At 64.5% G+C, this 24,830-nt stretch carries 28 protein-coding genes and 1 tRNA gene; 21 read left to right on the top strand and 8 right to left on the bottom strand.

Features of this window, described 5'->3' with window-relative positions; genetic code table 11:
- Positions 1-2: 2 nt before the first annotated feature.
- The 7 genes from L867_RS0102730 to L867_RS0102700 all read left to right on the top strand — a co-directional run bounded on the left by L867_RS0102730 (position 3) and on the right by L867_RS0102700 (position 4,825).
- Entirely contained in the window at positions 3-716 is a 714-nt protein-coding gene (locus L867_RS0102730) for an ABC transporter ATP-binding protein (RefSeq protein WP_028735460.1), read from the top strand.
- Entirely contained in the window at positions 713-1,108 is a 396-nt protein-coding gene (locus tag L867_RS0102725; RefSeq protein ID WP_037172356.1) for a hypothetical protein, read from the top strand. The genes L867_RS0102730 and L867_RS0102725 overlap by 4 nt, the downstream gene beginning before the upstream one ends.
- A gap of 106 nt (positions 1,109-1,214) precedes the next feature.
- The gene (locus tag L867_RS0102720) at positions 1,215-2,321 is read left to right on the top strand and encodes an endonuclease/exonuclease/phosphatase family protein (protein ID WP_028735458.1); all 1,107 of its coding nucleotides are present in this window, start codon (positions 1,215-1,217) and stop codon (positions 2,319-2,321) included.
- A complete protein-coding gene (locus tag L867_RS0102715; RefSeq protein WP_028735457.1) occupies positions 2,321-3,061 on the top strand; it encodes a DNA mismatch repair protein MutT in 741 nt (246 codons plus the stop codon). The genes L867_RS0102720 and L867_RS0102715 overlap by 1 nt, the downstream gene beginning before the upstream one ends.
- Positions 3,062-3,134: 73 nt before the next feature.
- Positions 3,135-4,052 carry a PhzF family phenazine biosynthesis protein gene (locus L867_RS0102710; RefSeq protein WP_028735456.1) on the top strand — a complete coding sequence of 306 codons (918 nt, stop codon included), beginning with the start codon at positions 3,135-3,137 and terminating at the stop codon, positions 4,050-4,052.
- A gap of 125 nt (positions 4,053-4,177) precedes the next feature.
- Positions 4,178-4,253: transfer RNA gene (locus tag L867_RS0102705), tRNA-Lys, on the top strand.
- Positions 4,254-4,492: 239 nt separating this feature from the next.
- On the top strand, positions 4,493-4,825 hold the full coding sequence (locus tag L867_RS0102700) for a hypothetical protein (protein ID WP_028735455.1): 333 nt from the start codon (positions 4,493-4,495) through the stop codon (positions 4,823-4,825).
- Positions 4,826-5,061: 236 nt separating this feature from the next.
- On the opposite strand, the gene L867_RS0102695 is transcribed toward L867_RS0102700, so the two are convergent.
- The 3 genes from L867_RS0102695 to L867_RS0102685 are packed head-to-tail and all read right to left on the bottom strand — an operon-like array spanning position 5,062 to position 7,840.
- A complete protein-coding gene (locus L867_RS0102695) occupies positions 5,062-5,862 on the bottom strand; it encodes a heme ABC transporter ATP-binding protein (protein ID WP_028735454.1) in 801 nt (266 codons plus the stop codon).
- Positions 5,862-6,950 carry a FecCD family ABC transporter permease gene (locus L867_RS0102690; RefSeq protein ID WP_028735453.1) on the bottom strand — a complete coding sequence of 363 codons (1,089 nt, stop codon included), beginning with the start codon at positions 6,948-6,950 and terminating at the stop codon, positions 5,862-5,864. The genes L867_RS0102695 and L867_RS0102690 overlap by 1 nt, the downstream gene beginning before the upstream one ends.
- Positions 6,947-7,840: a heme/hemin ABC transporter substrate-binding protein gene (locus L867_RS0102685; protein WP_051438773.1), complete on the bottom strand. Its 894-nt coding sequence runs from the start codon at positions 7,838-7,840 to the stop codon at positions 6,947-6,949. Before L867_RS0102685 ends, L867_RS0102690 begins: the two co-directional genes overlap by 4 nt.
- Positions 7,841-8,072: 232 nt before the next feature.
- On the opposite strand from L867_RS0102685, the gene L867_RS0102680 reads away from it, so the two are divergent.
- The 8 genes from L867_RS0102680 (at position 8,073) to L867_RS0102645 (ending at position 16,345) form a co-directional block, all read left to right on the top strand.
- The gene (locus L867_RS0102680) at positions 8,073-8,414 is read left to right on the top strand and encodes an antibiotic biosynthesis monooxygenase family protein (protein WP_028735451.1); all 342 of its coding nucleotides are present in this window, start codon (positions 8,073-8,075) and stop codon (positions 8,412-8,414) included.
- An 11-nt stretch (positions 8,415-8,425) separates the two neighbouring features.
- The gene (gene hutX / locus L867_RS0102675; protein WP_028735450.1) at positions 8,426-8,947 is read left to right on the top strand and encodes a heme utilization cystosolic carrier protein HutX; all 522 of its coding nucleotides are present in this window, start codon (positions 8,426-8,428) and stop codon (positions 8,945-8,947) included.
- A 153-nt stretch (positions 8,948-9,100) separates the two neighbouring features.
- Positions 9,101-11,584: a mechanosensitive ion channel family protein gene (locus tag L867_RS24400; protein ID WP_051438772.1), complete on the top strand. Its 2,484-nt coding sequence runs from the start codon at positions 9,101-9,103 to the stop codon at positions 11,582-11,584.
- Positions 11,585-11,703: 119 nt separating this feature from the next.
- Positions 11,704-11,967 carry a hypothetical protein gene (locus tag L867_RS0102665; RefSeq protein WP_037172353.1) on the top strand — a complete coding sequence of 88 codons (264 nt, stop codon included), beginning with the start codon at positions 11,704-11,706 and terminating at the stop codon, positions 11,965-11,967.
- A 308-nt stretch (positions 11,968-12,275) separates the two neighbouring features.
- Complete coding sequence (locus tag L867_RS0102660; protein ID WP_028735448.1) at positions 12,276-13,097, top strand: response regulator; 822 nt, start codon at positions 12,276-12,278, stop codon at positions 13,095-13,097.
- A 115-nt stretch (positions 13,098-13,212) separates the two neighbouring features.
- Positions 13,213-14,550, top strand: coding sequence for a diguanylate cyclase (locus tag L867_RS24395; RefSeq protein ID WP_051438771.1), 1,338 nt, complete (start codon positions 13,213-13,215; stop codon positions 14,548-14,550).
- A 110-nt stretch (positions 14,551-14,660) separates the two neighbouring features.
- Complete coding sequence (locus L867_RS0102650; RefSeq protein ID WP_028735447.1) at positions 14,661-15,587, top strand: ABC transporter ATP-binding protein; 927 nt, start codon at positions 14,661-14,663, stop codon at positions 15,585-15,587.
- Positions 15,584-16,345 (top strand): ABC transporter permease, encoded by a 762-nt coding sequence (locus tag L867_RS0102645; protein WP_028735446.1) that lies wholly within the window; start codon positions 15,584-15,586, stop codon positions 16,343-16,345. The genes L867_RS0102650 and L867_RS0102645 overlap by 4 nt, the downstream gene beginning before the upstream one ends.
- A gap of 7 nt (positions 16,346-16,352) precedes the next feature.
- Here L867_RS0102645 and L867_RS0102640 read toward each other — a convergent pair whose 3' ends face one another.
- The 3 genes from L867_RS0102640 to L867_RS0102630 are packed head-to-tail and all read right to left on the bottom strand — an operon-like array spanning position 16,353 to position 18,095.
- Positions 16,353-17,054, bottom strand: coding sequence for a TIGR02281 family clan AA aspartic protease (locus L867_RS0102640; protein WP_028735445.1), 702 nt, complete (start codon positions 17,052-17,054; stop codon positions 16,353-16,355).
- Positions 17,051-17,272, bottom strand: coding sequence for a DUF1289 domain-containing protein (locus tag L867_RS0102635; protein WP_028735444.1), 222 nt, complete (start codon positions 17,270-17,272; stop codon positions 17,051-17,053). The genes L867_RS0102640 and L867_RS0102635 overlap by 4 nt, the downstream gene beginning before the upstream one ends.
- A 40-nt stretch (positions 17,273-17,312) precedes the next feature.
- Positions 17,313-18,095 carry an adenosylcobinamide-GDP ribazoletransferase gene (locus tag L867_RS0102630; RefSeq protein ID WP_028735443.1) on the bottom strand — a complete coding sequence of 261 codons (783 nt, stop codon included), beginning with the start codon at positions 18,093-18,095 and terminating at the stop codon, positions 17,313-17,315.
- Positions 18,096-18,224: 129 nt separating this feature from the next.
- On the opposite strand from L867_RS0102630, the gene cobT reads away from it, so the two are divergent.
- Together cobT and L867_RS0102620 are read left to right on the top strand one after the other, a co-directional pair.
- Entirely contained in the window at positions 18,225-19,247 is a 1,023-nt protein-coding gene (cobT, locus tag L867_RS0102625) for a nicotinate-nucleotide--dimethylbenzimidazole phosphoribosyltransferase (protein ID WP_028735442.1), read from the top strand.
- Positions 19,240-19,650, top strand: coding sequence for a diacylglycerol kinase (locus L867_RS0102620; RefSeq protein WP_028735441.1), 411 nt, complete (start codon positions 19,240-19,242; stop codon positions 19,648-19,650). The genes cobT and L867_RS0102620 overlap by 8 nt, the downstream gene beginning before the upstream one ends.
- Before the next feature lie 12 nt (positions 19,651-19,662).
- Here L867_RS0102620 and L867_RS24390 read toward each other — a convergent pair whose 3' ends face one another.
- Both L867_RS24390 and L867_RS0102610 read right to left on the bottom strand, forming a co-directional pair.
- Positions 19,663-20,628 carry an endonuclease/exonuclease/phosphatase family protein gene (locus L867_RS24390; RefSeq protein WP_051438770.1) on the bottom strand — a complete coding sequence of 322 codons (966 nt, stop codon included), beginning with the start codon at positions 20,626-20,628 and terminating at the stop codon, positions 19,663-19,665.
- A gap of 105 nt (positions 20,629-20,733) precedes the next feature.
- A complete protein-coding gene (locus L867_RS0102610; RefSeq protein ID WP_028735440.1) occupies positions 20,734-22,269 on the bottom strand; it encodes a sensor histidine kinase in 1,536 nt (511 codons plus the stop codon).
- 122 nt (positions 22,270-22,391) lie between these two features.
- Here L867_RS0102610 and L867_RS0102605 point away from each other — a divergent pair, with 122 nt between their 5' ends.
- From L867_RS0102605 to L867_RS0102590, 4 genes are all read left to right on the top strand, one after another.
- Positions 22,392-22,964 (top strand): thermonuclease family protein, encoded by a 573-nt coding sequence (locus L867_RS0102605; RefSeq protein WP_028735439.1) that lies wholly within the window; start codon positions 22,392-22,394, stop codon positions 22,962-22,964.
- Positions 22,965-22,985: 21 nt separating this feature from the next.
- Positions 22,986-23,597: a glutathione S-transferase gene (locus L867_RS0102600; RefSeq protein WP_028735438.1), complete on the top strand. Its 612-nt coding sequence runs from the start codon at positions 22,986-22,988 to the stop codon at positions 23,595-23,597.
- An 11-nt stretch (positions 23,598-23,608) separates the two neighbouring features.
- Positions 23,609-24,265, top strand: a complete 657-nt coding sequence (locus L867_RS0102595; protein WP_232363863.1) for a uracil-DNA glycosylase family protein — start codon at positions 23,609-23,611, stop codon at positions 24,263-24,265.
- Between the two features lie 64 nt (positions 24,266-24,329).
- Positions 24,330-24,818 carry an Lrp/AsnC family transcriptional regulator gene (locus tag L867_RS0102590; RefSeq protein WP_028735436.1) on the top strand — a complete coding sequence of 163 codons (489 nt, stop codon included), beginning with the start codon at positions 24,330-24,332 and terminating at the stop codon, positions 24,816-24,818.
- Positions 24,819-24,830 lie beyond the last annotated feature (12 nt).

Below are 24,830 nucleotides of genomic sequence, written 5' to 3'. Positions count from 1 at the left end.
TCATGGCCGAACCGCAAAGCCGCCTGATCATCGACCTCAAGGCAATCTCCAAGCACTATGGCGAGGGGGCGACGCGCGTCGATGCCCTGCGCGGCGTCGACCTTCAGGTTCGCTCCGGCGAAGTCGTGGCGTTGCTCGGGCCGTCCGGCTCGGGCAAGACGACGCTGCTGAACATCATCGGCTGCATCATCGACCCGACCGAGGGCAGGGTATGGCTGGACGGGGAGCCGGTCTACGAAAATCGCTGGCTGAGGAACGACCTCAGGCGCCTGCGGCTCGACAAGATCGGGTTCATCTTCCAGTTCCACAACCTCTTGCCCTTCCTCGACGCCAAAGACAACGTCGCGCTGGTGCTGCAACTGGCGGGAAAGTCGGCCGGGGAGGCAAGGCGCCGGGCGATCGAACTCCTGGACTATCTGGAAGTCGGAAACCGCAAGGACGCCATGCCGGCTTTGCTGTCGGGCGGCGAGGCGCAGCGTGTGGCGATTGCCCGCGCGCTCGCCAACAGCCCGCGCATCATTCTCGCCGACGAGCCGACCGCGGCGCTCGATTCCAAGCGGGCCGGGATCGTCATGGATCTGCTGCGCAAGCTCGCCGCCGAGCAGGACGCCTGCATCGTGGCGGTGACGCATGACGAGAAGATCTACGACCGTTTCGATCGGCTTTTCCATCTGCGCGATGGTCGGCTGGAAGACCAGCAAGGGAGCAAGGCATGAACACGATTCGGCAAGGCGGCTGGGGGCTGAAGGCGGCGGGTGTCGTGGGCCTGGTCTTCGGTCTGTTGACGATCTTCTCCGGAGGTACGGCGCTGTTCGGCGGCGAGGCTGCACGGGCGGCCGTCGGCAATGCCGTGCCTTTCGTGTTGTGGTTCAACTTTGCCGCGGGCTTCTTCTATGTCGTGGCCGGGCTGGGGCTGCTGCTGAACCGGAGTTGGGCCGCCTGGCTGTCCATCGCGATCGCCGTGGCCACCGTCCTGGTGCTGGCGGCCTTCGGCCTGCATGTCGCCGGCGGCGGCCTCTACGAGATGCGCACCGTAGGCGCGATGCTGCTGCGCGCGGCGGTGTGGGCGGTCATCGCCGCTATCTCATGGCGGTCCATGCGCCGGTAGGCCGGGCCATTCGTCCGGAATTGCGCATCATCGATCAACGCTATCGCGCGCCATATGTCCGTTCACGGAGGCTGGTCTATAGTAGGCGGATAACGGGAAAAGAATCATGGCGCTCAGGCTAGGCACGTTTAACATCGAGAACCTGATGACCAGGTTCGACTTCACCGGCTTTCGCAACCAGTTGCGCCAGGACCGGGTGATGCAGCTGTTCGAAGTGCGCAACGAGCAGGACTATGAGCGGCTGGAATCGGCCCGCGTCGTCTCCTCGACCGACGACACCCGCCAGCTCTCGGCGCTCGCCATCGCCGACATGGGGGCCGATATCCTGTGCCTGCAGGAGGTCGACAGCATGGAGGCACTGAAGGCCTTCGAATACGGCTATCTGTTCCGCATGGTCGGCTCCGGCTACCGGCACAAATATCTCGTCGAGGGCAATGACAGCCGCGGCATCGATGTCGGCGTGATGATGCGCGACGAGACGCGGGACGGCGAGAAGATCGAGATCGTCGACATCTGCAGCCATGCGGCGCTGACCTATCGCGACCTTGACCTGTTCACCCCGGCGCTTGCGGCGACCGTCAAGGCCGACGACAAGATCTTCAAGCGCGACTGCCTGGAACTCGACCTGAAGATCGGCGGACGGCCGCTGACCATCTATGTCGTGCATCTGAAATCGATGACCAACGGGCGCGACGGCATCGACGGACGCAGCTTCACCATGCCGGTGCGGGAAGCCGAAACCAAGGCGATCCGCCACATCATTGAGGCGCGCTTCGGCAAGGGGCAGACGGCCGACAAGAACTTCGTCATCTGCGGCGACATGAACGACTACCAGGAGCGGGTGGACGTGATCGGCGACCGGCGCACCGGCTATCGGTTCGAGCCCCGAGGCGGGCTGGAAAGCGCGCTCGACGTCTTTTCCGCCGATGGTTTTGCCGAGAATGTCATGCGCCGGCGTGAGCCGCTGGACCGCTGGACGCTCTATCATGCGCGCGGCCCCGAGGAGCAGCATCTTTGCCAGCTCGACTATCTCTGGCTGTCGCCGGCGCTCGCCCGCCGCAATGCCGGCAAGGCGCCGGAGATCATCCGCAACGGCCAGCCCTTTCGTACGCCGTTTCCGCCGGGCCAGGCCGTGGAGCATTACCCGCGCATCGGCTGGGACCGGCCGAAGGCTTCAGATCATTGCCCGATCGTCATGGCGCTGGAGCTTTGATGTCCGAGACCGACGCCGATACTGCGACCGGCTTTCCGCCCGAGGCCCGGATCTTTCCCGTGGAGGGCGTGCGGCTGCGCGTGCTCGACGGCGTGCATCCGTTCCACCTGGAGAATCGGGCGGCGGCGGAAGCTAACTGGCAGGCGGAGATCGCCGCCAATCCGGCCCTGTTCGACGGCCGCATGGTGTTCCAGCATCGACTGGCGCTCAGCAACGGGGTGGTGGAGGGCGAGGGCTATGTGGTGCCCTATTCGACCTTTCTCTGGTGGCGCAGGCAGCCGCTCGGGCAGGGCGGTTTCCATGTCTTCGCCTTTCCGGTGATCGCCTCGGCGGACGGCGCGCTGATCGCCGTCGAGATGGCCGCGCACACCGCCAATCCGGGTCAAGTCTATTGCGCCGCCGGATCGCTCGATCCGCACGACATCGTCGACGGGCATTGCGACATCGCCGGCAACATGATGCGCGAGGTTCGTGAGGAAACCGGCCTCGACCTTGGCGAGGCGGCAACCGACGGGCGCTTCTTCGCCAGCTTTGCCCGCCGGCGGCTGACGATCGTGCGGCTCTTCCGCTTCGATCTGCCGGCCGGCGCCATCCTTGACCGCATTGCCGCGCATATGGAGGTCGACGAGGAGAAGGAGATCGCCGGCGCGGTTGCCATCCGCTCGCCCGATCCCGCAGCGCACCCGTACAATCCGGCCATGCTGCCGGTTCTCGACTGGTTCTTCGCCGAGGCGCGCTGACATCGCTTGCTTGCGCGCGCGGGCAAGGTCGGGCAGTCTCTGGCGAAATCGTTCAACGAACCCGGAGGATCCTTTGGCGCGGCACTATTCGATCTACGACGTCTTCACCGACCAGAAGCTCGCCGGCAATCCGCTGGCGGTGATCTTCGACGGCGAGGACCTGTCGCCCGCGGCGATGCAGGCCATCGCGGCGGAGACCAACCTGTCGGAGACGGTGTTCGTGCAGAAGGCCTCCAATCCCGCCCACTCCGCCCGCATCCGCATTTTCACGCCGGGCCGGGAACTGCCCTTTGCCGGCCATCCGACGGTCGGCACCGCGGTGGCGCTTGCCGAGCGTGCCTATGGCAACAATAGCGGCGGGCTCGATCTCGTCTCGGTGCTGGAGGAGAATGTCGGACCGGTGCGCTGCGCCGTCAAACTGCGCGACGGCGAGGCGAGCTTTGCCGAATTCGATCTGCCGAAGACTTCGACGCGCTACGAGCTTGCCCTCGACCGCCAGGGCATCGCCGACGCGCTGGCGCTCAAATCCACCGATATCGGCTTCGAGAATCACGTGCCGTCCGTCTGGGGGGCCGGCGTTCCCTTCGTGATGGTGCCGGTGCATAATCTCAGTGCCGTCGAGACCCTGGATTTCGATTCCCAGCTCTGGGAGCGCATCGCGCCGCTGTGCGAAGGCATGCTGACCTCGGCCTATGTCTATTGCCGGGGCGGGGTGCATCACGCGGCCAAGTTCCATGCCCGGATGTTTTCGCCCGACATGGGCATTGCCGAGGACCCGGCGACCGGTTCGGCGGTCGCGGCGATGTCCGGTGCCATCCACCATTTCGACGGGCTTCCCGACGGTCACCACCCGCTGATGGTCGAACAGGGCGTCGAGATGGGGCGGCCGTCCTATATCCATCTGCACATCGACGCCAAGGATGGCGAGATCAGCCGGGCGCGGATCGGCGGCCAGGCCGTGCGGATTGCGTCGGGAATTCTGGACCTCTGAAAACGTTGGCTTTTTCCGCTCCGTGTATTTTTTTTGACGTTTGGGCCAAGTTTTTTTGCCTCGGCGCTGGACAAGATCGGAGATGCTGTTTATACGCCACGTCACACCGCCGGAAGGCGCTGGTCGGGTGATTAGCTCAGTTGGTAGAGCAGCTGACTCTTAATCAGCGGGTCGTAGGTTCGAGCCCTACATCACCCACCATTTCAATCCCATAGCACAGTTTGTTGATGTTGCGCCTCAAGGCGCACATCAGTGCTGCGTCGGTTTCGCAGCACTCTGCGGCAGCTTCTTCGAAGCCGATTGTTTTGGCGCTGTCGAAAACACGGGTTCAGGCCATTATTGGTATCTGCCGAAAATTTCACCGCGCCTTAATTGCTTCGTCACCAAGGCAAAGCATATGTCGTTCCCGCCCAATTTCGGGCCTGGAGCATTGCAGTCTTATGAAACGTATTCTCTCCGCCGCCGGCCTGCTGGCAGCCGTCCTCTTCTCGACCACCGCCCAGGCGGAAGATCTGGTCTTCACGCTGACCAACGGCACGAGCTCGGTTCTCACCCATTTCTACACCTCGCCCGTCGGCGTCGACAGCTGGGAAGGCGATGTGTTCGGCGATCATGTTCTGGAGCCGGGCGCCAGCGTTCAGCTGACCATCGCCGACGGTCGCACCCAGTGCGAATACGACATGCGCTTCGAATTCGAGGAAAGCTCGGACCTCGACACCACCGAAGACAGCCAGAACCTCTGCGAACTGGGTTCCTACACGATCCACGAATAACCGTTCCGCCTTCACGGCGCCGCCAGCCGATGGCTGGCGGCCCATTCCTTGCCCAGCTTGGCGTCATAGATGGCTTTGCAGGCCCCCGCTGACCGGCCAAACTGCCGGTCCGTGCCCCGGCGACAATCGGAAAATGCCCTTTTGTTCCCTCCGGGCGGTGGCGATGTTCGTCTCGTGTTCCCGTTCTTGTGGTCGTTTGACCGATTCCAGCCTGTGGATTGCTGTGGATAACTTGCTTAGCCGGCTTTCACTCGGGGCGCGTGCCGGGATTGCGGCAGCACGAAAGGCACGGACGCTGCCGGAAGGCGCCCGACCGCGCCGCTGATGCCGTAGACATCGGCGATGACCCGGTCGTCGATCGTGGCGAGCGGCGGCCCTTCCGACACGATCCGACCATGATGTATGACCACCAGATGGTCGGCGAATTCCGCCGCGAGATTGAGGTCGTGGAGGATGGCAAGAACCGCGCCGCCACACCGGGCGAAGTCGCGGGCGATTTCCAGCACGCTGATCTGGTGGCCGATGTCGAGGCTCGATGTCGGCTCATCGAGGAAAAGGGCTCGGGTACGGCCGTGTTCGACCGGCGAGGGCACCTGGGCGAGCGCGCGGGCAAACTGAACGCGCTGCTGTTCGCCGCCGGACAGCGCGCGGTAGGCGCGCGCCTCGAAGCCTTCCAGGCCGACGCGGGCAAGGGCAGCACGCGCCGCGCGGGTCGGATCGAGGCTGCCATGGGCGATTGCCCCCATGCGCACCACTTCAAGGGCGGTGAAGGGGAAGGACAGGGTGGTCGACTGGGGCAAGACGGCCCGATCCGCCGCAAGCTCGACGGCGGACAGCCGCGACAGCGGCCTTTCGTGGCAGAAGATCTGGCCGCGATCGGGTGCGATCTCTCCGGAGAGGGCCTTGAGCAAGGTCGACTTGCCGGCGCCGTTCGGTCCGATTACGACCGTGAAGACGTCGGGACGCAGCGTCAGATCGACATCGGCGACCAGGGCGCGGCCATCGCGGAGCACGCTGACATTCTGCGCGACGAACATCACAGGCCCTCCATGGCGGCGCGGCCGCTGCGGCCGAGCAGCAGCATGAGGAAGACCGGAGCGCCGAGGATTGCGGTGATGATGCCGATCGGCAGTTCGGCCGGAGCGGCGACCGTGCGGGCAATGCTGTCGGCCAGAAGCAGCAGGCTTGCGCCGCCAAGCGCCGAGGCGGGCAGCAGAAAGCGGTGCGACGGGCCGATCGCCAATCGCAGCAAATGGGGAACGACGATGCCGACGAAGGAGATCGATCCGGCGACCGCCACGGTTGCGCCGCAGGCGGCGGCGACCGCAAGGATCGAGATCCGCTTCAGCCGCTGCACGGGCACACCCATGTGGAAGGCGGCGGCGTCGCCCAGCACCAGCGCGTCGAGACCGCGGGCGACGAAGGGCAGGGCTCCCATGACCAGCAGGATGAAAGGCAGGATGGACAGAACCTTGGCATAGGTCGCGCCGCCCAGCGACCCGAGCGACCAGAAGGTGATGTCGCGCAACGCCCGGTCGTCGGCCACGAAGATCAGGAGACCGGTCGCCGCCGCACTCATGGCGCCGATGGCGATGCCCGACAGGATGAGCGCCGTCGTCGAAGTCTGGCCGTTGCGGGTGGCGATGGCGTAGAGCAGGAAGGTGTTGGCGAGGCCGCCGGCAAAGGCCATGAGCGGCAGGAACTGGTTGCCGAACAGGGTCTGGAGCGGGGCGAGCACCGTGCCGCCCAGCACGATGGCACAGACCGCGGCGAAGGCCGCGCCCGAGGTTACGCCGACAATGCCGGGGTCGGCCAGCGGGTTGCGAAACAGCCCCTGCATCATGGCGCCGGAAATGCCGAGGCCGGCGCCGACCAGCAGCCCGAGCGCTGTGCGCGGCAGGCGGACCGCTTCGAGGATGATGCGGTCCTGGTCGGGGAGGCTCTCGCCTTCGCCGCCGAGATAGACGACGAGGTCCTTCAGCCCGACGCCGGTCGGACCGCTGATAAGCGATACCAGCGCAGCGCCGACCAGAAGCGCCAGCAGCAGCAGGATGACGGCGATGCCGAGGCCGGAACGGTCGCCGGCCACCGATGCCCGTCCCATCAGCGAAGCAACCGCGCTCATGGCTTGACGGCGTCCGGATAGAGCTTGGCCGCCAGATCGAGTGCTGCCTGCGGGGTGCGCGGACCGAGGCCGAGCAGGTAGAGCCCGTCCATGGCGATGAAGGCCTTGGCCTTTCCGGCCGGGCTGGACTGCAGGGCGGGCAGGGCGAAGGCCTGCTCGGCGGTCAGGTGCATGGCCGGGTTGTCCATCACCAGCACGACTTCCGGGGCCGCGGCGATCACCGCTTCGTCGCTCAGCGGCTTGTAGCCGGAGATGCCGCTTGCCGCATTGATGCCGCCGGCAAGCCGGATGATGGCGTCGGCCGAGGTGTCGGTGCCGGCCGCCATGACGCGGCCATTGGCGAGCGACAGGGCAAAGAGAACGCGTTTCTTCGGCTCGGGCAGGGCGGACACGCGGGTCTCGAGCGTTTTCAGGGCGGCATCGACCTCGGAAGCAAGCATGTCCGCCGCGTCGGCCTTGCCGACGGCCGCACCGACCGCGCGGATCTTGCCGGCGATCGCACCTGCCTCGGGCGGCGTCGGTATGGAAACGATCGGAATGCCGCTCGCCTTGAGAATGGCCATCGCGTCGGCCGGGCCGGCGCCGGCTTCGGCAATGATCAGGTCGGGCTTCTGCGACAGCACGCCCTCGGCGGAGAGCTGGCGGATATAGCCGACATCGGGCTTGTCGGCCGCGCTGGCGGGATAGGTGCTGGTGCTGTCGACCGCGACGATCCGGGCGTCGTCGCCCAGCGCGTAGATGATCTCCGTCACCGTTCCGCCGATCGACACGATGCGTTTCGCATCCGTCGGGACCTCGTCGGCCCGGGCCGACGCGCTGGCCAGCGCCAGGAGAAGAAGGGGTGTGGCGAGGGTCCTTGCGGTCGTGCGCAGTGATCCGAGAAGCTGCATGCTGAGAATATCCTGTTGCCAAAATGGAGATGCTGCCGGCACCTTGGGCACCGGAAGCCGAATGATTGCGATGCGCCGTTACCGGCGACATTTAACTTGACACAAATACACAAGTTTAAATACCAAGGCAACACGGCGCGACCGTCGAACCGGGGCGATACGCGGCAGCGAAACGGCAATTGTCGTCCTGACCGGCGACGGTGCCCGAAAGTCACAAGAGAGGATTTCAGCCATGTTTATTGCGATGAACCGTTTTCGAGTCGTGCCTGGCCACGAGGAGGCCTTTGAGGCCATGTGGGCCACCCGCAAGGGTCGCCTGGCCGAGGTGTCCGGTTATGTGGAATTCCACATGCTGAAGGGCCCGACGGCCGAAGATCATACGCTCTATGCTTCGCATGCCGTCTGGGAGACCGAGGAGCACTTCAAGGCCTGGACCAAGTCCGAGCAGTTCCGTGCGGCCCATGCTCGTGCCGGCGAATCCAAGGTCCAGTACCTGTCCGGCCCGCATTTCGAAGGCTTCGAAGTCATCATCCACGAGGATCGCGACGGCAAGCGCGTCGACGAGGCGGCTTGAGGAGCGGTTCGATGGACGTGTCGGCAACTAACCCTGAGCGCACCGAGCGGGCGCGCGCCGCGCTCGCCGAAAGGCCCGACGGCGTCGTCGAGGCGATCGCCGCCCAGGCAGACGTGACCCCGGCCGAGGTTCTGGCGGTGCTGCCTGCCGGTGCCGCGGTGCTGACCTCCTCCGATCAGTTCCTGCCGATCTGGCAGGATATGACAGGCTGGGGCGACGTGCTGATGATCGTCCACACCGACGACATCGTGCTCGAGGTCGAGGGGTCGCTGCCTCAGGGCAGCGAGGGCCATGGATGGTTCAACATCCACGGCGACAGTCCGATCGGTGGGCATATCCGCAAGGAACGTTGCGCCTCGATCGCTTTCGTCGACCGCGGTTTCCATGGACGCCGTTCGTGTTCCGTCTGGTTCATGAACGGGGAAGGCCGGGCGATGTTCAAGGTCTTCGTCCGGCGCGATGCGGAGAAGGCGCTGCTGGTCGATCAGTTGCAGCGGTTCGAAGCGTTGCGCGAAACGATGGTGCCGGCCTGAACCGCCCATTCGTCGCTTTGCCGAATTGATCGCCGGGTGTCCTGATCGATGCCCGGTGATTTTTGCAGGAAAACGCGCGTCATGGCGTTCTTTCTTTTGGCTAAAACAGTCACTATGGTCCGCGCAGATTTGAGACCAGCGCAAGGACTGACTTTGTTTCGCAACCATCGCCTTTTTCCGTTCGCCCTCGCCATGGTGCTGGCTTTCCAGCCCCTCGTCGCCGCCTATGGCGCCGCGCCCGCGCTCGCCCAGGAGGCAGTGTCGGTGCGGGACGATGTCGTCGAGAGCGTCAGCGCCCAGATCGCCGATGCCGAGAAGCAGCTGGGGGCGGTCGAGGGGCTTGTCGAGGAGCGCAAGAACGACGACGCGGCGCTGGTCGACATCAAGGTCAAGGCTGATGAACTCATCCGCCAGTTGCTGAAGATTTCGGTCGAACTCAGGCCGCGCTTCAACGACGTCAAGACTCGGCTTGCCCAACTCGGCGAGAAGCCGGCCGAGGGCGAGCCGGAAGAGGCGCCGGCCGTCACCGAGGAACGCAATCGGCTGAACGCGGCGCGCCTGGAGATCAACACGCTGACCGGACGGGCGGAAGACCTGTCGATCCGCGCCTCCAACCTTTCCGACACCATCACCGACCTCAGGCGCCAGCTGTTCACCGAGCGGCTGTTCGAGCACACCGAGATTTCCGGCGACGTGATCGACGATGCCATCAATGTGTTCTCGGCCGAGCTCAGCGATTTCAACCGCACCGTCAGCAGCTGGTTCTCGTTCATCTGGAAATTCAAGCGCGTGCCGCTCGGCACGGCCGTGATGCTGTCGCTCGCCATGGCGCTGGTGCTGCTCGCCGCCGAATACCGGCTGTTCGGTTCGCTGATCCGTCGCGATCCCGCCGAGAGCAATCCGGCCTATATGAGCCGGTTCTCGGTGGCCTTCTGGTCGACGATCCTGCCGGCGCTGGCGCTTGGTGCCTTCCTCGTGGCGAGCTTCTTCTTCCTCGACACGTTCAATGTGCTGAGACCGGACATCGCGCCGATCGCCGCGGCGCTGTTCGGCTTTGCCGGGCTCGTCTTCTTCGTCGCCATGCTGGCGCGCGCCGTGCTCGCCCCGAAGGCGCCGAGCTGGCGGCTGGTCAGGCTGTCGAATAAGGGCGCACGCGACCTGAATTTTGCCGTGCTCTCCATGGCGGTCGTCAACGGCTCCGACTATGTGCTCGGCGCGGTGAGCGAGACGCTGAGTTCGCCGGTTGTGCTGACGGTGATGAAGAGCTTCATCTCGTCGGTGGTCGTCGGCCTGATCGTCTTCGTCGTCTCGTTCCTGCGGCCGGTGCTGAGCGAAAGCGGCGATCCCGTGGAGCGCGGGCGGCCCTGGCCCAAGATGGTCGCCGTGCTGTTCCGGGTGATCGGCATTGGCCTGATCCTGCTCAGCGCCATCGGCTATGTCGGGCTTTCGCGCTTTCTCGCGACCCAGATCGTGTTGACCGGCGCCGTCGTCGCGACCATGTATATCGGCATCCTCTCCGGCAAGGCGATTTCGGCGCCCAACCAGTTCGGCGAGACGCGGGTCGGCAAATTCCTGCAGCGGCGCTTCAACCTGAAGCCCGTCGGCCTCGACCAGGCCGGGATCGCGGCGGGTCTTGCCATCTATGTCTTCGCGCTGTCGATCGGCATTCCGCTCATCCTGATCTCCTGGGGCTTCCAGCCGCGCGACCTGGAGATCTGGCTGATCAACATCTTCACCGAGATCAATATCGGCACGATCCGCATCTCGATCTTCGGCATTCTCGGCGGCATCCTTTTGTTCAGCCTCGGTCTGGTTGCCACCCGCTGGCTGCAGAAGTGGCTCGACGGCAATGTCATGGCCCGTTCGCAGGTGGATGCCGGCGTGCGCAACTCGGTCAAGACCGGGGTCGGTTATCTCGGCACCGGGATTGCCGGGCTGATCGGCATCTCGGCGGCCGGCATCGACCTGTCGAGCCTTGCCCTGGTTGCCGGCGCCCTGTCGCTGGGCATCGGCTTTGGCCTGCAGAACATCGTTTCCAACTTCGTCTCCGGCCTGATCCTCTTGGTCGAACGGCCCTTCAAGGTCGGCGACTGGGTGGCGACGGGCACCACGGAGGGTTTCGTACGACGCATTTCGGTGCGGGCCACCGAGATCGAGACGTTCCAGCGCCAGTCGATCATCGTGCCGAACTCCGAACTGATCAATGCGCCGGTGGGCAACTGGACGCACCGCAACAAGCTCGGCCGCATCGAGATCCCGGTCAGCGTCTCCTACGAGAGCGACCCGCGCCAGGTGATGGACCTGCTGATGGAGATTGCGCTCGCCCATCCGGGCCTGCTGCGCAATCCGGAGCCGGTGGTGCTGTTCAACGGCTTCGGCGCGTCCTCGCTCGATTTCGAGCTGCGCGGCTTCATCGGCGACGTGCTGGGCGCCCTGCCGATCCGCAACGAATTGCGGGTGACGATCCTGGAGCGGTTCCGCTCAAAGGGCATCCTCATGCCCTATCCCCACCAGGAGGTGCACCTGCATCTCGACGAGCATGCCCGACGTCTTTTCGGCGGGCGGGCAAGCGTCCGCAAGCAGGAGACCCGGACGGATTTGCGCGATCCGCCGGATGATGACAAGATCCTGCCATGAACGGCATGTTCAGCAGGCGTTCAGGGGAAGCATATTAGAAGAGGGGCATGCCTGATCGACCGGCAACAGTCGGCGGAGGGGCAAAACGAGAGGGCGGCGCAGCAAGCGCCGAATGCGCAATGATCAAGTTTCTGGCAGCCACGGTGGTCCTTTGCGGCGCGACGAGCGGCGCCTGGGCGGCGTCTGTATCCAATGCCGGCTCGAGCGCCGTCGTCTTGACCGTCGTCGAGGACGGCAATCGCACCGAAGTCGCAATCGATGCTGGCGCCTCCGAGACCATCTGCCCGTCCGGTTGCTTCCTGACCCTGCCGAATGGCGACCGCATCGGCCTCGAGGGTGGCGAAACCGTCGAGATCAAGGACGGTGCGGCAACCATCAAGTAGCCAGCTACCGATTCGCAGACACAATCGGCAAAATACAGCGCCCGGCCAAGTCCGGGCGCTTTTGCGTCGGCAAAGACGCAGCAACGGCAAACGTGCAGCAGAACAAGACGCGGGGTTCGGCGCGCAGCATGCGGCATCTTGCCTTGGGTCGGTTGCAGAGCAAGCAATCGTCAAAAAGGGGCAGAAGTGACGGATCCGCTTTTGTGGCGAATTAATCTTCGCATGCTTCCATCGCGTATCGTCGATTAACGGATCTGCAAGCCGCATAGGCTAAATTGCCAATAGTTCTCTCAGGTTGAAGGCGCGTCATGGCTTTTCTAGGCATTTCCGGAATGCAATATTCCGGAGAAACTTTCCCCGATGTCCGAATCATTGTTGCCGAGGATTCGAACGTCTTCACGTCCATGATCAGCACGCGCATGAGGGAGCTGTTCGGCATCAATGTCGAGATTTGCAGGACCTTCGAGGATCTGCAGGCGGCAAACGAGCTGTCGGATGAGGCTGTTACGCTGGCGATCTCCAACATCAATCTGCCCGGCGCGGAAAATGGCGAGGCGCTCGAATATCTGATCGATCAGAACATCCCGGTGGTCGTTTTTACCGGGACCTTCCAGGAGCAGACCCGCGAAAAGCTGCTCGCCAAGGATATTGTCGACTACATCCTCAAGGACAATATCTTCGCCGTCGAGATGCTCGGCGAGTCGGTCTATCGCTTCCTGACCAATCATCGCCATCACGTGCTGATCGTCGACGACAGCCCGACGGCCCGGGCGCTGCTCTCCAGCCGCCTGAAACGCTACAATTTCCGCGTCAGCACCGCCGAGAGCGGTGCCAAGGCGCTCGAGATTCTCAAGGCAAATCCGGATATCGGCCTCGTGGTGACCGACTACAATATGCCCGACATCGACGGCTTCGAGCTGACACGGCGCATCCGTGGCGCGCGCGGCAGCCATGAGCTTCGCATCATCGGCGTGTCGTCCTCGACCAACCGCCTGCTGTCGGCCCGCTTCCTCAAGGTCGGCGGCAACGACTTCATGCTGCGTCCGTTCATCGACGAAGAGTTCTATTGCCGCGTCAACCAGAACCTCGACACGCTGGTGCAGATCAAGGCGGCGACGGCGCGCAAATAAGCCGCCGGACCGCGAATTCGCTGAATTTTGCCGATCCAGGGAGTGCCTCGGGTCGGCAAAGTGTTGTTTTGATTTGCGCTTTTTGAAGCCGACTGATTTTCCGAAGGCAAGTACAATGTCACAGCAGAGCGAGCGGTCACCTGGACCTCATGCTACGTCGCGCAGACGTGCCCATGTGCTGGTCATCGAAGATTCCCGCACGTTTTCCTCCTTGCTCTGTCATCGCTTCGAGAAGGAGCATGGGCTCAAGGTCACGCATTGTGCGTCGACGAAGGCGTTCCACGAAGCAGCGAACGCTGTGGATCAGCCCTTCGACGCGGCGGTGGTCGACCTCAATCTGCCCGATTCCCCGGACGGCCAGATCCTCGACGAGGTCGTCGCCATGGGGATACCCGCCGTGGTCTTCACCGCGGATTTCAACCGCCACATGCGTGAGCGTCTCGTCGAGCGCGGCGTCGCCGACTACGTCATCAAGAACAATGAACGGGCCGTCGACATGGTTGTCGCGGCGGTCGAGCGCATCCTCTCCAACCGCCATGTGCGCGTGCTCGTGGTCGATGACGTGACCTCGGCACGCAAGATGCTGACCGACCTGCTCAAGGTGCAGCAGTTCCAGGTGTTCGAGGCGACGACCGGCAGCGAGGCCCTCGACATGCTGGAGCGCCATCCCGGCATCGACATGGTCCTCACGGACTACAACATGCCGGACATGGACGGCTACGAGCTGACCCGGCGCATTCGCCGCGAATACGGGGCCGACCGCCTGCGGATCATCGGCATCTCGTCCTCCGCCGACCGGCTCCTGTCGGCCAGTTTCCTCAAGGCCGGCGCCAACGACTTCGTCTATCGGCCTTTCGTGGTCGAGGAACTGCAGTGCCGGATCGGCCACAATATCGAGACTCTGTCGCAGATGCGCCAACTGCGGCTTGCCGCCTTCAGCGACTATCTCACCGGCCTGCGCAACCGCCGCCACTTCTTCGACGAGGGGCCGGCGCGTGTCGCAAGCTGCTTGGAGCGGGGAGAGGCGTGCAGCATGGCGATGCTCGACATCGATCATTTCAAGCAGCTCAACGACACCTATGGCCATGAGATCGGCGACCGGGTGCTGAAGGCCGTCGCCACGCGGCTGTCGAGCCTGGTGGAAGACAGCGACTACCTGCTGGCGCGGCTCGGCGGCGAGGAGTTCGGTATCCTGCTGACGGGCATGGACTGCGAACGCGCCAGCCTGTTTTGCGAAACCGTGCGCCGGTGCGTGGCCGAACTGCGGGTCGCGCTCGACGATACCGATATCGCGGTCACCGCGTCGATCGGGGTGGCCGAAGTGGCAGGGCTGGAAAACTTCAGCAACTACCTCAACGCGGCCGACCAGTTCCTCTATCTGGCCAAGCGCTACGGCCGCAACCGGGTCTACTCCGACAACACGCTTCTGCGGATGCTGGCCACCGGCGGCTGACGGGGCCCGAACCGCGCATTTCCGCTCGAGGACGGGGCGGGACGCTGGCAATAGCCGGCGCGCTGCCTATATAGGGCTGACGTTCTTCCTCCCATCCGGAGTCTCCGGCCATGGCCCCCATCATTTCCGTACGTTCTCTTTCCAAGACCTATGCCAACGGCTTCAAGGCGCTCGACAACGTGTCGCTCGATATCGAGGAGGGCGAGATCCTCGCCTTGCTCGGCCCGAACGGCGCGGGCAAGACGACGCTGATCTCGATCATCTGCGGCATCGCCAATCCGAGCGAAGGCTCGGTGACGGTGGACGGCTATGACGTCGTGCGCGACTTTCGCAAGACCCGCGGCCTGATCGGCCTCGTGCCGCAGGAGCTGACCACCGACATGTTCGAGACCGTGGTCAACACCGTCAGCTTCTCCCGCGGCCTGAATGGGAAAAAGCCGGCGCCGGAGCATATCGACAACCTGCTGCGCGAACTGACGCTGTTCGAGAAGCGCAACAATGCGCTGCGCGAACTGTCGGGCGGCATGAAGCGCCGCGTTCTGATCGCCAAGGCGCTGTCGCACGAGCCGCGCATCCTGTTCCTTGACGAGCCGACCGCCGGCGTCGACGTCAGCCTGCGCAAGGACATGTGGCAGCTGGTGCGGCGTCTGCGCGAAGGGGGCGTGACCATCATCCTCACCACGCACTATATCGAGGAAGCGCAGGAGATCGCCGACCGCATCGGCATCATCGACCGCGGCCGGCTGATGCTGGTCGAGGACAAGGACACGCTGATGCGCAAGCTCGGCGGCAAGCAGCTGAGCATCGAGCTGAAGGCGCCGATCAGCGAGATACCCGAGGCGCTTGCCGCCTGGAATCTCTCGCTGTCCGAGACCGGCGAGCAACTGGTCTACCAGTATGACGACGAGAGCAATCACGGCGGCATCGCGCGGCTCCTGGCAGCGGTCGAAGCGGCCGGCATCGGTTTCGCCGACCTGTCGACCCACCAGACCTCGCTGGAGGACATTTTCGTTTCCCTGATCGGAGAAGGCAGATGAATTTCGAAGCGATCAAGGCAATCTACTATTACGAAATGGCGCGCACGCGCCGCACCCTGCTGCAGAGCGTAGTTTCGCCGGTCATCACCACGGCGCTCTACTTCATCGTCTTCGGCGCGGCCGTCGGCTCGCGCATGGAGCCGGTCGACGGTGTCGGCTATGGCGGCTTCATCACGCCGGGGCTGATCATGCTGACGCTGATCACCCAGTGCGTGGCAAACGGTTCGAGCGGCATCTATTTCCCGAAATTCACCGGCACGATCTACGAGATCCTCTCGGCGCCGATCGCCATGACGGAAATCCTCATCGGCTATGTCGGCGCGGCGGCGACCAAGGGCATGATCATCGGCCTGATCATTCTCGCCACCGCGGCCTTCTTCGTCGACCTGCGCATCGATCACCCGGTCCTGATGCTGTTCTTCATGCTGCTGACGTCGATCGCCTTCAGCCTGGCCGGCTTCATCATCGGTATCTGGGCGAAGAACTTCGAACAGCTGAGCATGGTGCCGATGCTGGTCGTTCCGCCGCTGACCTTCCTCGGCGGCACCTTCTACTCGGTGAGCGTGCTGCCGCCGTTCTGGCAGACGGTCAGCCATTTCAATCCGGTGCTCTATCTGGTGAGCGGCTTCCGCTGGAGCTTCTTCGAGGTGTCGGACGTGCATCCGCTGATCAGCCTCGGCATGATCGGCCTTTTCCTCGCCGTCTGCCTCGGCTTTCTCGCCTGGGTGTTCCGCACGGGCTACAAGCTGCGCGCCTGACCACCGTTCAGTCGCGCAGGCGCAGTTCGTCGCTTTGCATCTGCAGGGAGCCGAGCGTCGACAGGAAGCTCATGCCGAGCAGGCTCTGGTCGAGCTGGCCCTGCTCGATCACCGCGGCCTGGATGCCTTCGCGCAGGATCGGGCCAAGCGCCACCTGCCGCAGGCGCACCGGCGCCGCCATGGCGCGGCCGTTGGCCGTGAGGATGGTCTGGGTGAAGGCGAGGTCGGCGGGATCGATGCCGACGCGCATGGCATCCTCGTAGCGCAGCGCCACGGCGCTGGCGCCGGTGTCGATCAGCACCGGAACCGATACCCCGTTGACGTCGACCGAGGTTTCGAAATGCCCGCCGAGCGATTTGTGCAGGATGACCTCCGCCGCGCCCTCGCTGGTGGTGACGACCACGGCGCGGCCGGGGACGAGCCCTGCCAGCAGGCGGTCTCCGATTGACTGCAGTTCCATGCGGTAGAGATAGCCGGTGACGAGCGCTAGCATGATCAGCAGCCAGACGGCGAGCTGCCGGGCGCTCTCGCCCAGCGAGCGGCGCGAGGCGACAAGGCCGACCGACAGCAGGGCGGCGAAGGGCAGAAGGCGGATGAAGCTGCCGAAATCCTCGTTGGCCATGCCGAAGCTCTGCCCGCTGTCATGGTTGACGACGAGCACGGCGAGGCCGAAGCCGAGAATGGCAAGAACGATGATCAGCCGCATCAGTTGGCCTCCCGCTCCCTGGCCATGCGGCTACGGCGGGTCTCGCGGCGCGGCTTGCGCTCGACGGTTTCAAGGCGTGCGGGCAGGGTTGCCATGATCGCCCGGCGCTCGGCGTCGGTGTAGGTTGTCCAAGCGCCGATTTCGTCGCCGGTGCGGCCGCAGCCGAAGCAGTAGCCGGTGTTCATGTCGATCGAGCAGACGAGGATGCAGGGCGATTCCATCGGGCGGCCTTGGTTACGGGGTCCGGACTATATCGGGTGCTCAGCTGGCCATGGCAAGGGCCGCAAGTGCTGCGATCTCCGTCACCTGCTGGGTCGCGCCGATCGTATCGCCGGTATGGCCGGCAAGCCTGCGGCGGACCTTGGCGGTGAAGCCGGCGGCGGCGACGGCTGCGACCAGCACGGCGAGGAAATAGGCAAAGAGCGAAGCCGAGGGAACAGCAAGGGCCGCGGCGAGGACCAGGCCGGTGACCAGCGCACTGTTGAGCGAGGACCTGAGCGGTGCACCGGCGGCGACCGCCAGGCCACCCGTGCGCGCCGGAGGCAGGGCCGACCAGTGCCATACCATCAGCGCGCGGCTGAGCGCGGCGACGGCGAGCAGGCAAAGGGCGGCGGCGAGGGGGCTAAGGTGCGTGGCCAGTTCGGCGATCGCGGCGGCACGCAGTCCGTAAGCGATGACCAGAGCAACGGCACCATAGGAGCCGATACGGCTGTCCTTCATGATCGCCAGCGCATGGTCGCGGTCGCGCCCGCCGCCAAGACCGTCGGCGGCATCCGACAGGCCGTCCTCATGCAGGGCGCCGGTGACGACTGCCTGGACGGCAAGCGCGGCGAAGGCGGCCAGCAGGGCGCTGGCGCCGAGCAAGAGCATGAGGCCAAGCGTCGCGGCCGCCGGCAGGGCGATCAGCAGGCCGGCCAGCGGAAAGGCCCTGACGCCGCGCGACAGGCTGCCGTCATGGCCATCGAAGACACGGGCCGGGACGGTGATCCGGCTGAGGAAGGAGACCGCCCGGGCGGTGTCGGTCAGATAGGCACGCCAATCCATGGGATCGGTTCACTCCATTTCAAAGACGACGGTGCGCACCGTTTTTTGGCTTGTTGCGACAAGGCGCGGTCCGTATTAGAGGAGCCAACAAAGCCCGATTTCGACGCAGATTACAAGGAAGCCTTGCTCATGACCGTGACCGGCCTGCCATTCGACGATTTCCGCGCGCTGCTGCGTGACCTGCCCGGCCCGGACACGGCGGCGCTGGTGGCGGCGCGCGACCGGGACCGGCAACTGACCAAGCCGGCCGGCGCGCTTGGCCGGCTCGAGGAGATCGCCTTCTGGCTCGCTGCCTGGACCGGCCGTCCGCCGGCCGTCACGCGCCCGCTGGTCGCCATCTTCGCCGGCAATCACGGCGTGACCAAGCACGGCATCACGCCCTATCCGTCGTCGGTGACGCAGCAGATGGTCGAGAACTTCGCCGCTGGCGGGGCGGCGATCAACCAGATCTGCGCGACTTACGATCTCGGCCTGAAGATCTTCGACCTGGCGCTCGACTATCCGACCGGCGACATCACCTGCGAGGCTGCCCTTTCCGAGCGTGACTGCGCTGCCACCATGGCCTTCGGCATGGAGGCGATCGCCGGCGGCACCGACCTGCTGTGCATCGGCGAAATGGGCATTGGCAATACGACGATCGCGGCCGCGATCAATCTGGCGCTCTACGGAGGTACGGCCGAAGAATGGGTCGGTCCGGGCACCGGATCGGAAGGCGAAGTGCTGAAGCGCAAGATCGATGCGGTGAAAACCGCCGTCGAATTCCACAAGGATCATCTCGACGATCCGCTGGAGATTCTCCGCCGACTCGGCGGGCGCGAGATCGCCGCCATGGCCGGCGCCATCCTCGCCTGCCGCATGCAGAAGATCCCCGTGCTGATCGACGGCTATGTCGCGACCTCGGCTGCGGCCATCCTCAAGGCCGCCAATCCGTCGGCGCTCGACCACTGCCTGATCGGTCACGTGTCCGGCGAGCCGGGCCACCTGAAGGCGATCGAGAAGCTCGGCAAGACGCCGCTTCTGGCGCTCGGCATGCGGCTTGGCGAGGGCACGGGCGCCGCTCTTGCCGCCGGTATCGTCAAGGCCGCCGCCGCCTGCCATTCCGGCATGGCGACCTTCCAGAGTGCCGGGGTATCCACGAAGTCCGATGGCTGACGAAGCACGCGACAAGAGAGCCGCGGCCAAGGCCGCGGCGGCGATCGAGAAGAAGACGGGCATCGCCCATTTCTTTGCGGCCGGTCGCTATTCCCTCCAGGGCTTTCGCCGGCTGATCGGCGAGGCGGCGTTTCGCCATGAGCTGCTGGCGCTGGTCATCGGCGTTGCGCTGTTTGCCTATGTCGGCGCGACGCTTGGCGAATTCATCACCTTCATCATCCTGATGCTGGTGCTGTTCTGCGTCGAGGCCGTCAACACGGCGATCGAAGAACTGGTCGACCGCATTTCACCGGAAATCTCGACCGTCGGCCGCAACGCCAAGGATCTGGGCTCCTTCGCCGTCTTCTGCCTGCTTGTGGCGAACGGGCTCTATGCCGGCTATGTGGTGTTCTTCGCCGCCTAGCCAGAAAACGCTCTAAAAGCGAACCTTGGCGACGACCGCGCGGTGATCCGCCGGCCATGGCGTGACGACGATGTCTGCTTCCGGCTTCTTTTCACCGACCACGGAGACGCTGAGCGTTTCCAGCTTGGCGCTGCGGCCGAACACGTAGTCGATCCGGTCGTGGTGGTCGTCCTTGGCCGTCGGCTCGGAAGTCGGCGTCCAGGTGAAGGCGGGCTTGGCCACTTCGTCGGGATAGGCGGCGCGCAGCAGGTCCGTCATGCCGGCTTCCTGCTCGATCCTCAGCGCAGACGGGTATTTGACCGCCATCGGCTGATGGCCCGCCTTGACGGCCGCGTCGGTCCAGTCGCGATGGGACGGCTCGTTGAAGTCGCCGAAGAGGAAGACGGCGTCCGCTCCCTCGGCCTGCTTCATATCCTTCATCACCAGATCGAGCGCCGGGCCGCGAGCCTTGGTGGCCGCAGCGACGGCTTCGTCGGCGGTCTTCAGGAAGGGCGCCGGGCCGTAGTCGATGCCGAGCAACTGATAGGGCTGGTAGGGGAAGTCCGTGAGGTGGATGTTGAAGGCATAGACCTTGCGGCCGTTGACGTCGATTTCGGCGCCGAGATCATTGTCGGTCGGCTTGCCGATCGGGTAGCGGCTGAGGATCGCGTTGGCCCAGAGCGCCGGATTGGTCTTGGCCTGATCGTAGTAGTGGAAGCCCAGCGCCTTGGCGAGTTGCTTGGCGACGCTTTGGCCGGTGGGCACACAGTCGTCGGCGTCGCAGACGTCGGGTTCCGGCTTGGTCTCCTGGATACCGATGATGTCGGCGCCGGCGGCGCGGATCGCGGCGGCCGTCTCCGACACGTCCTTGTCGTCATTGGCGCCGCCACCCCAGATGTTGAAGCTCATGACCGTGAGCTCGGTGGGTTTGTCGGCGGCAAGGGCCGGTGCGCCGACAAGCGCCGTCGAGAAGAGGAATGCACGCAGCAGCTTGGTCATGGAGGTCTCCCGAATCCGTCGATTTTCGCCGACGATAAGCGGGATCGATGACAGACGCACGAAAGAAAAAGGTGATAGGGCGGATGCCCGCGCGCAGCCGGCCTGTCAGGCGAACTGGCGTTTGCGCGGCTCCACCGCCTGGGTCTCAGTCACGGCCGGCAGGCTTTCGAGCACGCGCCGGGCCGGCAGGATGGCGATGACCTCGGTGCCTTCGCGCAACTTCGATTTGAGCTTGAATTCGCCGCCGTGCTTGGCGAGGATCGCCTGAACGATCGGCAGGCCGAGGCCCGTGCCCTGTTCGGCGCTCTTGATGGCGATCGAGCCCTGGCCGAAGGCGGACAGCACGACCGGAATTTCGTTCTCCGGGATGCCCGGACCGTTGTCGCGGATCGAGACATACTGGCCGCCGCCCGCCGTCCAGCCGGCCTTGACGTGGATCTCGCCGCCCTGGGGCGTGAACTTGACCGCATTGGACAGGAGGTTGAGCACGACCTGCCGCATGGCCTTTTCGTCGGCCCAGACGGCCGGCAGGTCGGGTTCGAACTGCTCCTCGATCGTGATGTTCTTGGCCTTGGCGCGCAATTGCACCATGCCGACGCAATCCTCGGCGAGGTCGAGCAGCGACACGACTTCCTCGTTCAGCTCGTACTTGCCGGCCTCGATGCGCGACAGGTCGAGGATTTCGTTGATGAGGTCGAGCAGGTGCTGGCCGGAGCGATGGATGTCGCCGGAATATTCCTTGTAGAGCGGATTGTTGAGCGGGCCGAGCACTTCCGTCGCCATGACTTCCGAGAAGCCGAGAATGGCGTTGAGCGGCGTGCGCAGTTCGTGGGACATCGAGGCGAGGAAGCGCGACTTGGCGAGATTGGCTTCCTCGGCGCGGCGGCGCGCCTCGTCGGACAGCGATTTGGCCACTTCGAGCTCGGCGATCAGGTCGTCCTTCTCCGTCTGGAAGGAGAGGAGCTTGAGGTTGGCCTGATGCAGCCGGCTGGTGATGTAGATGAAGAAGATCAGGGCGGTGGTGAACAGCGCGGTGACGCCGATGTCGAGCGCATTCCGTGTGGTGATCGCCACATAGACCAGCGCGCCGACGGTCGGCAGAAAGCCGAACAGCACCGCCTGGCGCAGCAGCATGTTCGACATGGCCGTCACCGACAGCACGATCAGCAGCGCCGCGCCCTTGTAGAGCACGAAGGTGTCGCCGCTGCAGGCGGTACAGGACTGGAGCGAGAAGAAGGCCCAGCAGACCCCCATGGCCGCCTGACCGGCGAGCAGCAGGCGGCGCCACTTGACCAGGTTCGCCGCGGCCAGGTCATGGCGCGCGGCGCGCTTGACGAGGAGGATGTTGAGCGCGTGGACGGTGAGCGTTGCCAGCGTCCAGAGGAAAAGCGTCGGATCGGGATTGATGTAGGCGCCGAATCCGCTGACCATGAGGATGACGATCGGCATCACGGCCGCACCCTGCAGGGTGGCGCCGATATGCATGCCGAGCATTTCGCTCTCGAACAGCATCGTCCCGGCCTTGTTCGACTGCAAGCGTTCGCGCGTCGTCCGGACCGCCTTCGCCACAGCCTTGTTGCGATGGCCGCGGGAGAGGTCGACGATGTTCTTGTCAGTCGAGGTTGGGACGCCCTTACTCATATTGTCGGATGGTCACTTGTCGCGGATCAGGCGAAATTAGCGGGTAATTCTTAAGAAGATGCTGTCGAAAAGGATTTGTTTGCCATGCTCGCCAAGGTTTCGTTGTTGAAGTGGGCCGAAATGTGAAGCGTCCATGGCGCGTGGCGCGCGATGTCGTCGTCGGGCTTTCCATGCTGTTCCTCGGGCTCCTGATCGCCGCCAAGCTGGAGAACGACAATCGGCAGGTCATCGCCGGGCATTTCATCGCGGTCGACGGCGACACGCTGATGCAGGCGGGGGCACGGTTCCGGCTCGAGGGGATCGACGCGCCGGAGATCGGGCAAAGCTGCCGTGACCACGGTGCGCCGACCGCCTGTGGCGAGACCGCAAAACGAAGGCTTGCCGAGTGGGCGGCGCATCGTGATTTCTCCTGCAGCGGGGGCGGGAGCGACCGCTATGGCCGCCTGCTGGTCCGGTGCCGGGCCGGCGAGGTGGACGTCAATGCGGCGCTGGTGCGCGACGGGTTTGCCGTGTCCTATGGCGACTATGCCCGCGAGGAGGCGGCGGCGCGGCTTAGCGGTGGGGGGCTGTGGAACGGCGAATTCCAGCGGCCGGCCGACTGGCGGCGCAGCCACCAGGCCGGGGCGGAGCTCGAAGAGGGGGAACATTCTCCCGGCTTTTTGGCTTTCATTGGCCGTTGGCTTGGTGTCAACTGAGCCAAAATCGCGGGAGGTATCATGAAACTTTATGACGGCGGGCGGGCGCCCAATCCACGGCGTGTCACGGTTTTCCTCAAGGAAAAGGGGATCGAGGTGGAGTTCGTGCCGGTCGACATGGGTTCGTTCGGGCACAAGTCGCCCGAGATCACGTCGAAGAACCCGCTGCAACGGCTGCCGATCCTCGAACTCGACGACGGCACCATCCTGTGCGAATCGGTCGCCATCTGCCGCTATTTTGAGGAGATCCAGCCCGATCCGCCGCTGTTCGGCATCGACGCCAAGGACAAGGCGCTGGTGGAGATGTGGAACCGGCGGGCGGAACTGAGTTTCTTCGCCGCCGTGGCCGCGGCCTTCCGCCACCTGCATCCGGCCATGCGCGAATGGGAGGTGCCGCAGGTGCCGGAATGGGGCGAGGCCAACAAGCCGAAGGTGCTCGACTTCCTGCGTTTCCTCGACGGGGAGCTGGCGACTCGCGAATTCATCGCCGGGCCGCGTTATACGATCGCCGACATCACGGCGATGATCGCCTTCGAATTCATGAAGCCGGCGAAGATCACCTGTCCGGAGGAGTTGACGCATGTCTGGCGCTGGTACAAGGCCGTGCATCAGCGGCCGAGTGCTGCCCTCTGACCGGTCGCAGCATGGAAAACGGTGGTGCTGTCGAGGGCATGGACGAGGCGATGGACCCGCTTCGGCGTGCGATTGCCGCCTGCCGCATCTGCCGCGACTGTCCGGCCGGCGGGCCTGATAACCGCTTGCCACACGAGCCGCGCCCCGTGGCCATCATCTCCTCTGAAGCCCGTATCCTGATTGCCGGCCAGGCGCCGGGCCTGAGGGTGCACGAGACGGGCCTGCCGTTCAACGATGCTTCCGGGGACCGGCTTCGGCAGTGGCTCGGCGTCGACCGCGAGGCCTTCTACGATCGCCGCCGCTTCGCCATCGCCCCTATGGGTTTCTGCTTTCCCGGCTACAATGCGAGCGGCCACGACCTGCCGCCGCGGCGCGAATGCGCGCCGCACTGGCGCGAGACGGTGATGGCCGCCATGCCGCAGATCGAGCTGGTGCTGGCGATCGGACAATATGCCCAGGCCTGGCATCTGGGCGGACGCCGGCGAAAGACGATGACCGAGACGGTCGAGCATTGGCGCGACTACTGGCAGGGCAATGTCGAAGGGCCGAAGGTCCTGCCGCTGCCGCATCCGAGCTGGCGCAATACCGGCTGGCTGAAGCGTCATCCCTGGTTCGAGGCCGAGGTTCTGCCGGTGCTGAAACGCGAGGTGGAGAAGCTCGCGGCCTGAAACGATTTTCTTTGCTTTAACGGATTTTCAGCTATACCGAGAAAATTATTCGAAAGGCTTTGGCATGGACAGACTCGACCGAAAAATTCTTCGCATCCTTCAGGAAGACTCCACTCTGGCCGTCGCCGACCTGGCCAAGAAGGTCGGTCTGTCGACCACGCCGTGCTGGCGGCGCATCCAGAAGATGGAGGAAGACGGCATCATCCGTCGCCGCGTCGCGCTTCTCGATCCGGTCAAGGTCAATACCAAGGTCACCGTCTTCGTCTCGATCCGCACCTCCAGTCATTCGATCGAATGGTTGAAGCGCTTTTCCGAAGTGGTGGCGGAGTTCCCGGAAGTCGTCGAGTTCTACCGCATGAGCGGCGACGTCGACTACCTGCTGCGCGTCGTTGTGCCGGACATTGCCGCCTATGACGCCTTCTACAAGCGCATGATCGCCAAGATCGAGATCCGGGACGTGTCCTCTGCCTTCGCCATGGAGCAGATCAAGTACACGACGGAACTGCCGCTCGACTACATGCTGCTCGACAACCAGCGCAATTCCGAGGACTGAGGCTCGCGGCGA

Source organism: Paenirhizobium selenitireducens ATCC BAA-1503 (genome assembly GCF_000518785.1).
GTDB classification, from domain to species: Bacteria; Pseudomonadota; Alphaproteobacteria; order Rhizobiales; family Rhizobiaceae; genus Allorhizobium; species Allorhizobium selenitireducens.
This window is presented reverse-complemented; position numbering and strand designations above follow the sequence as displayed.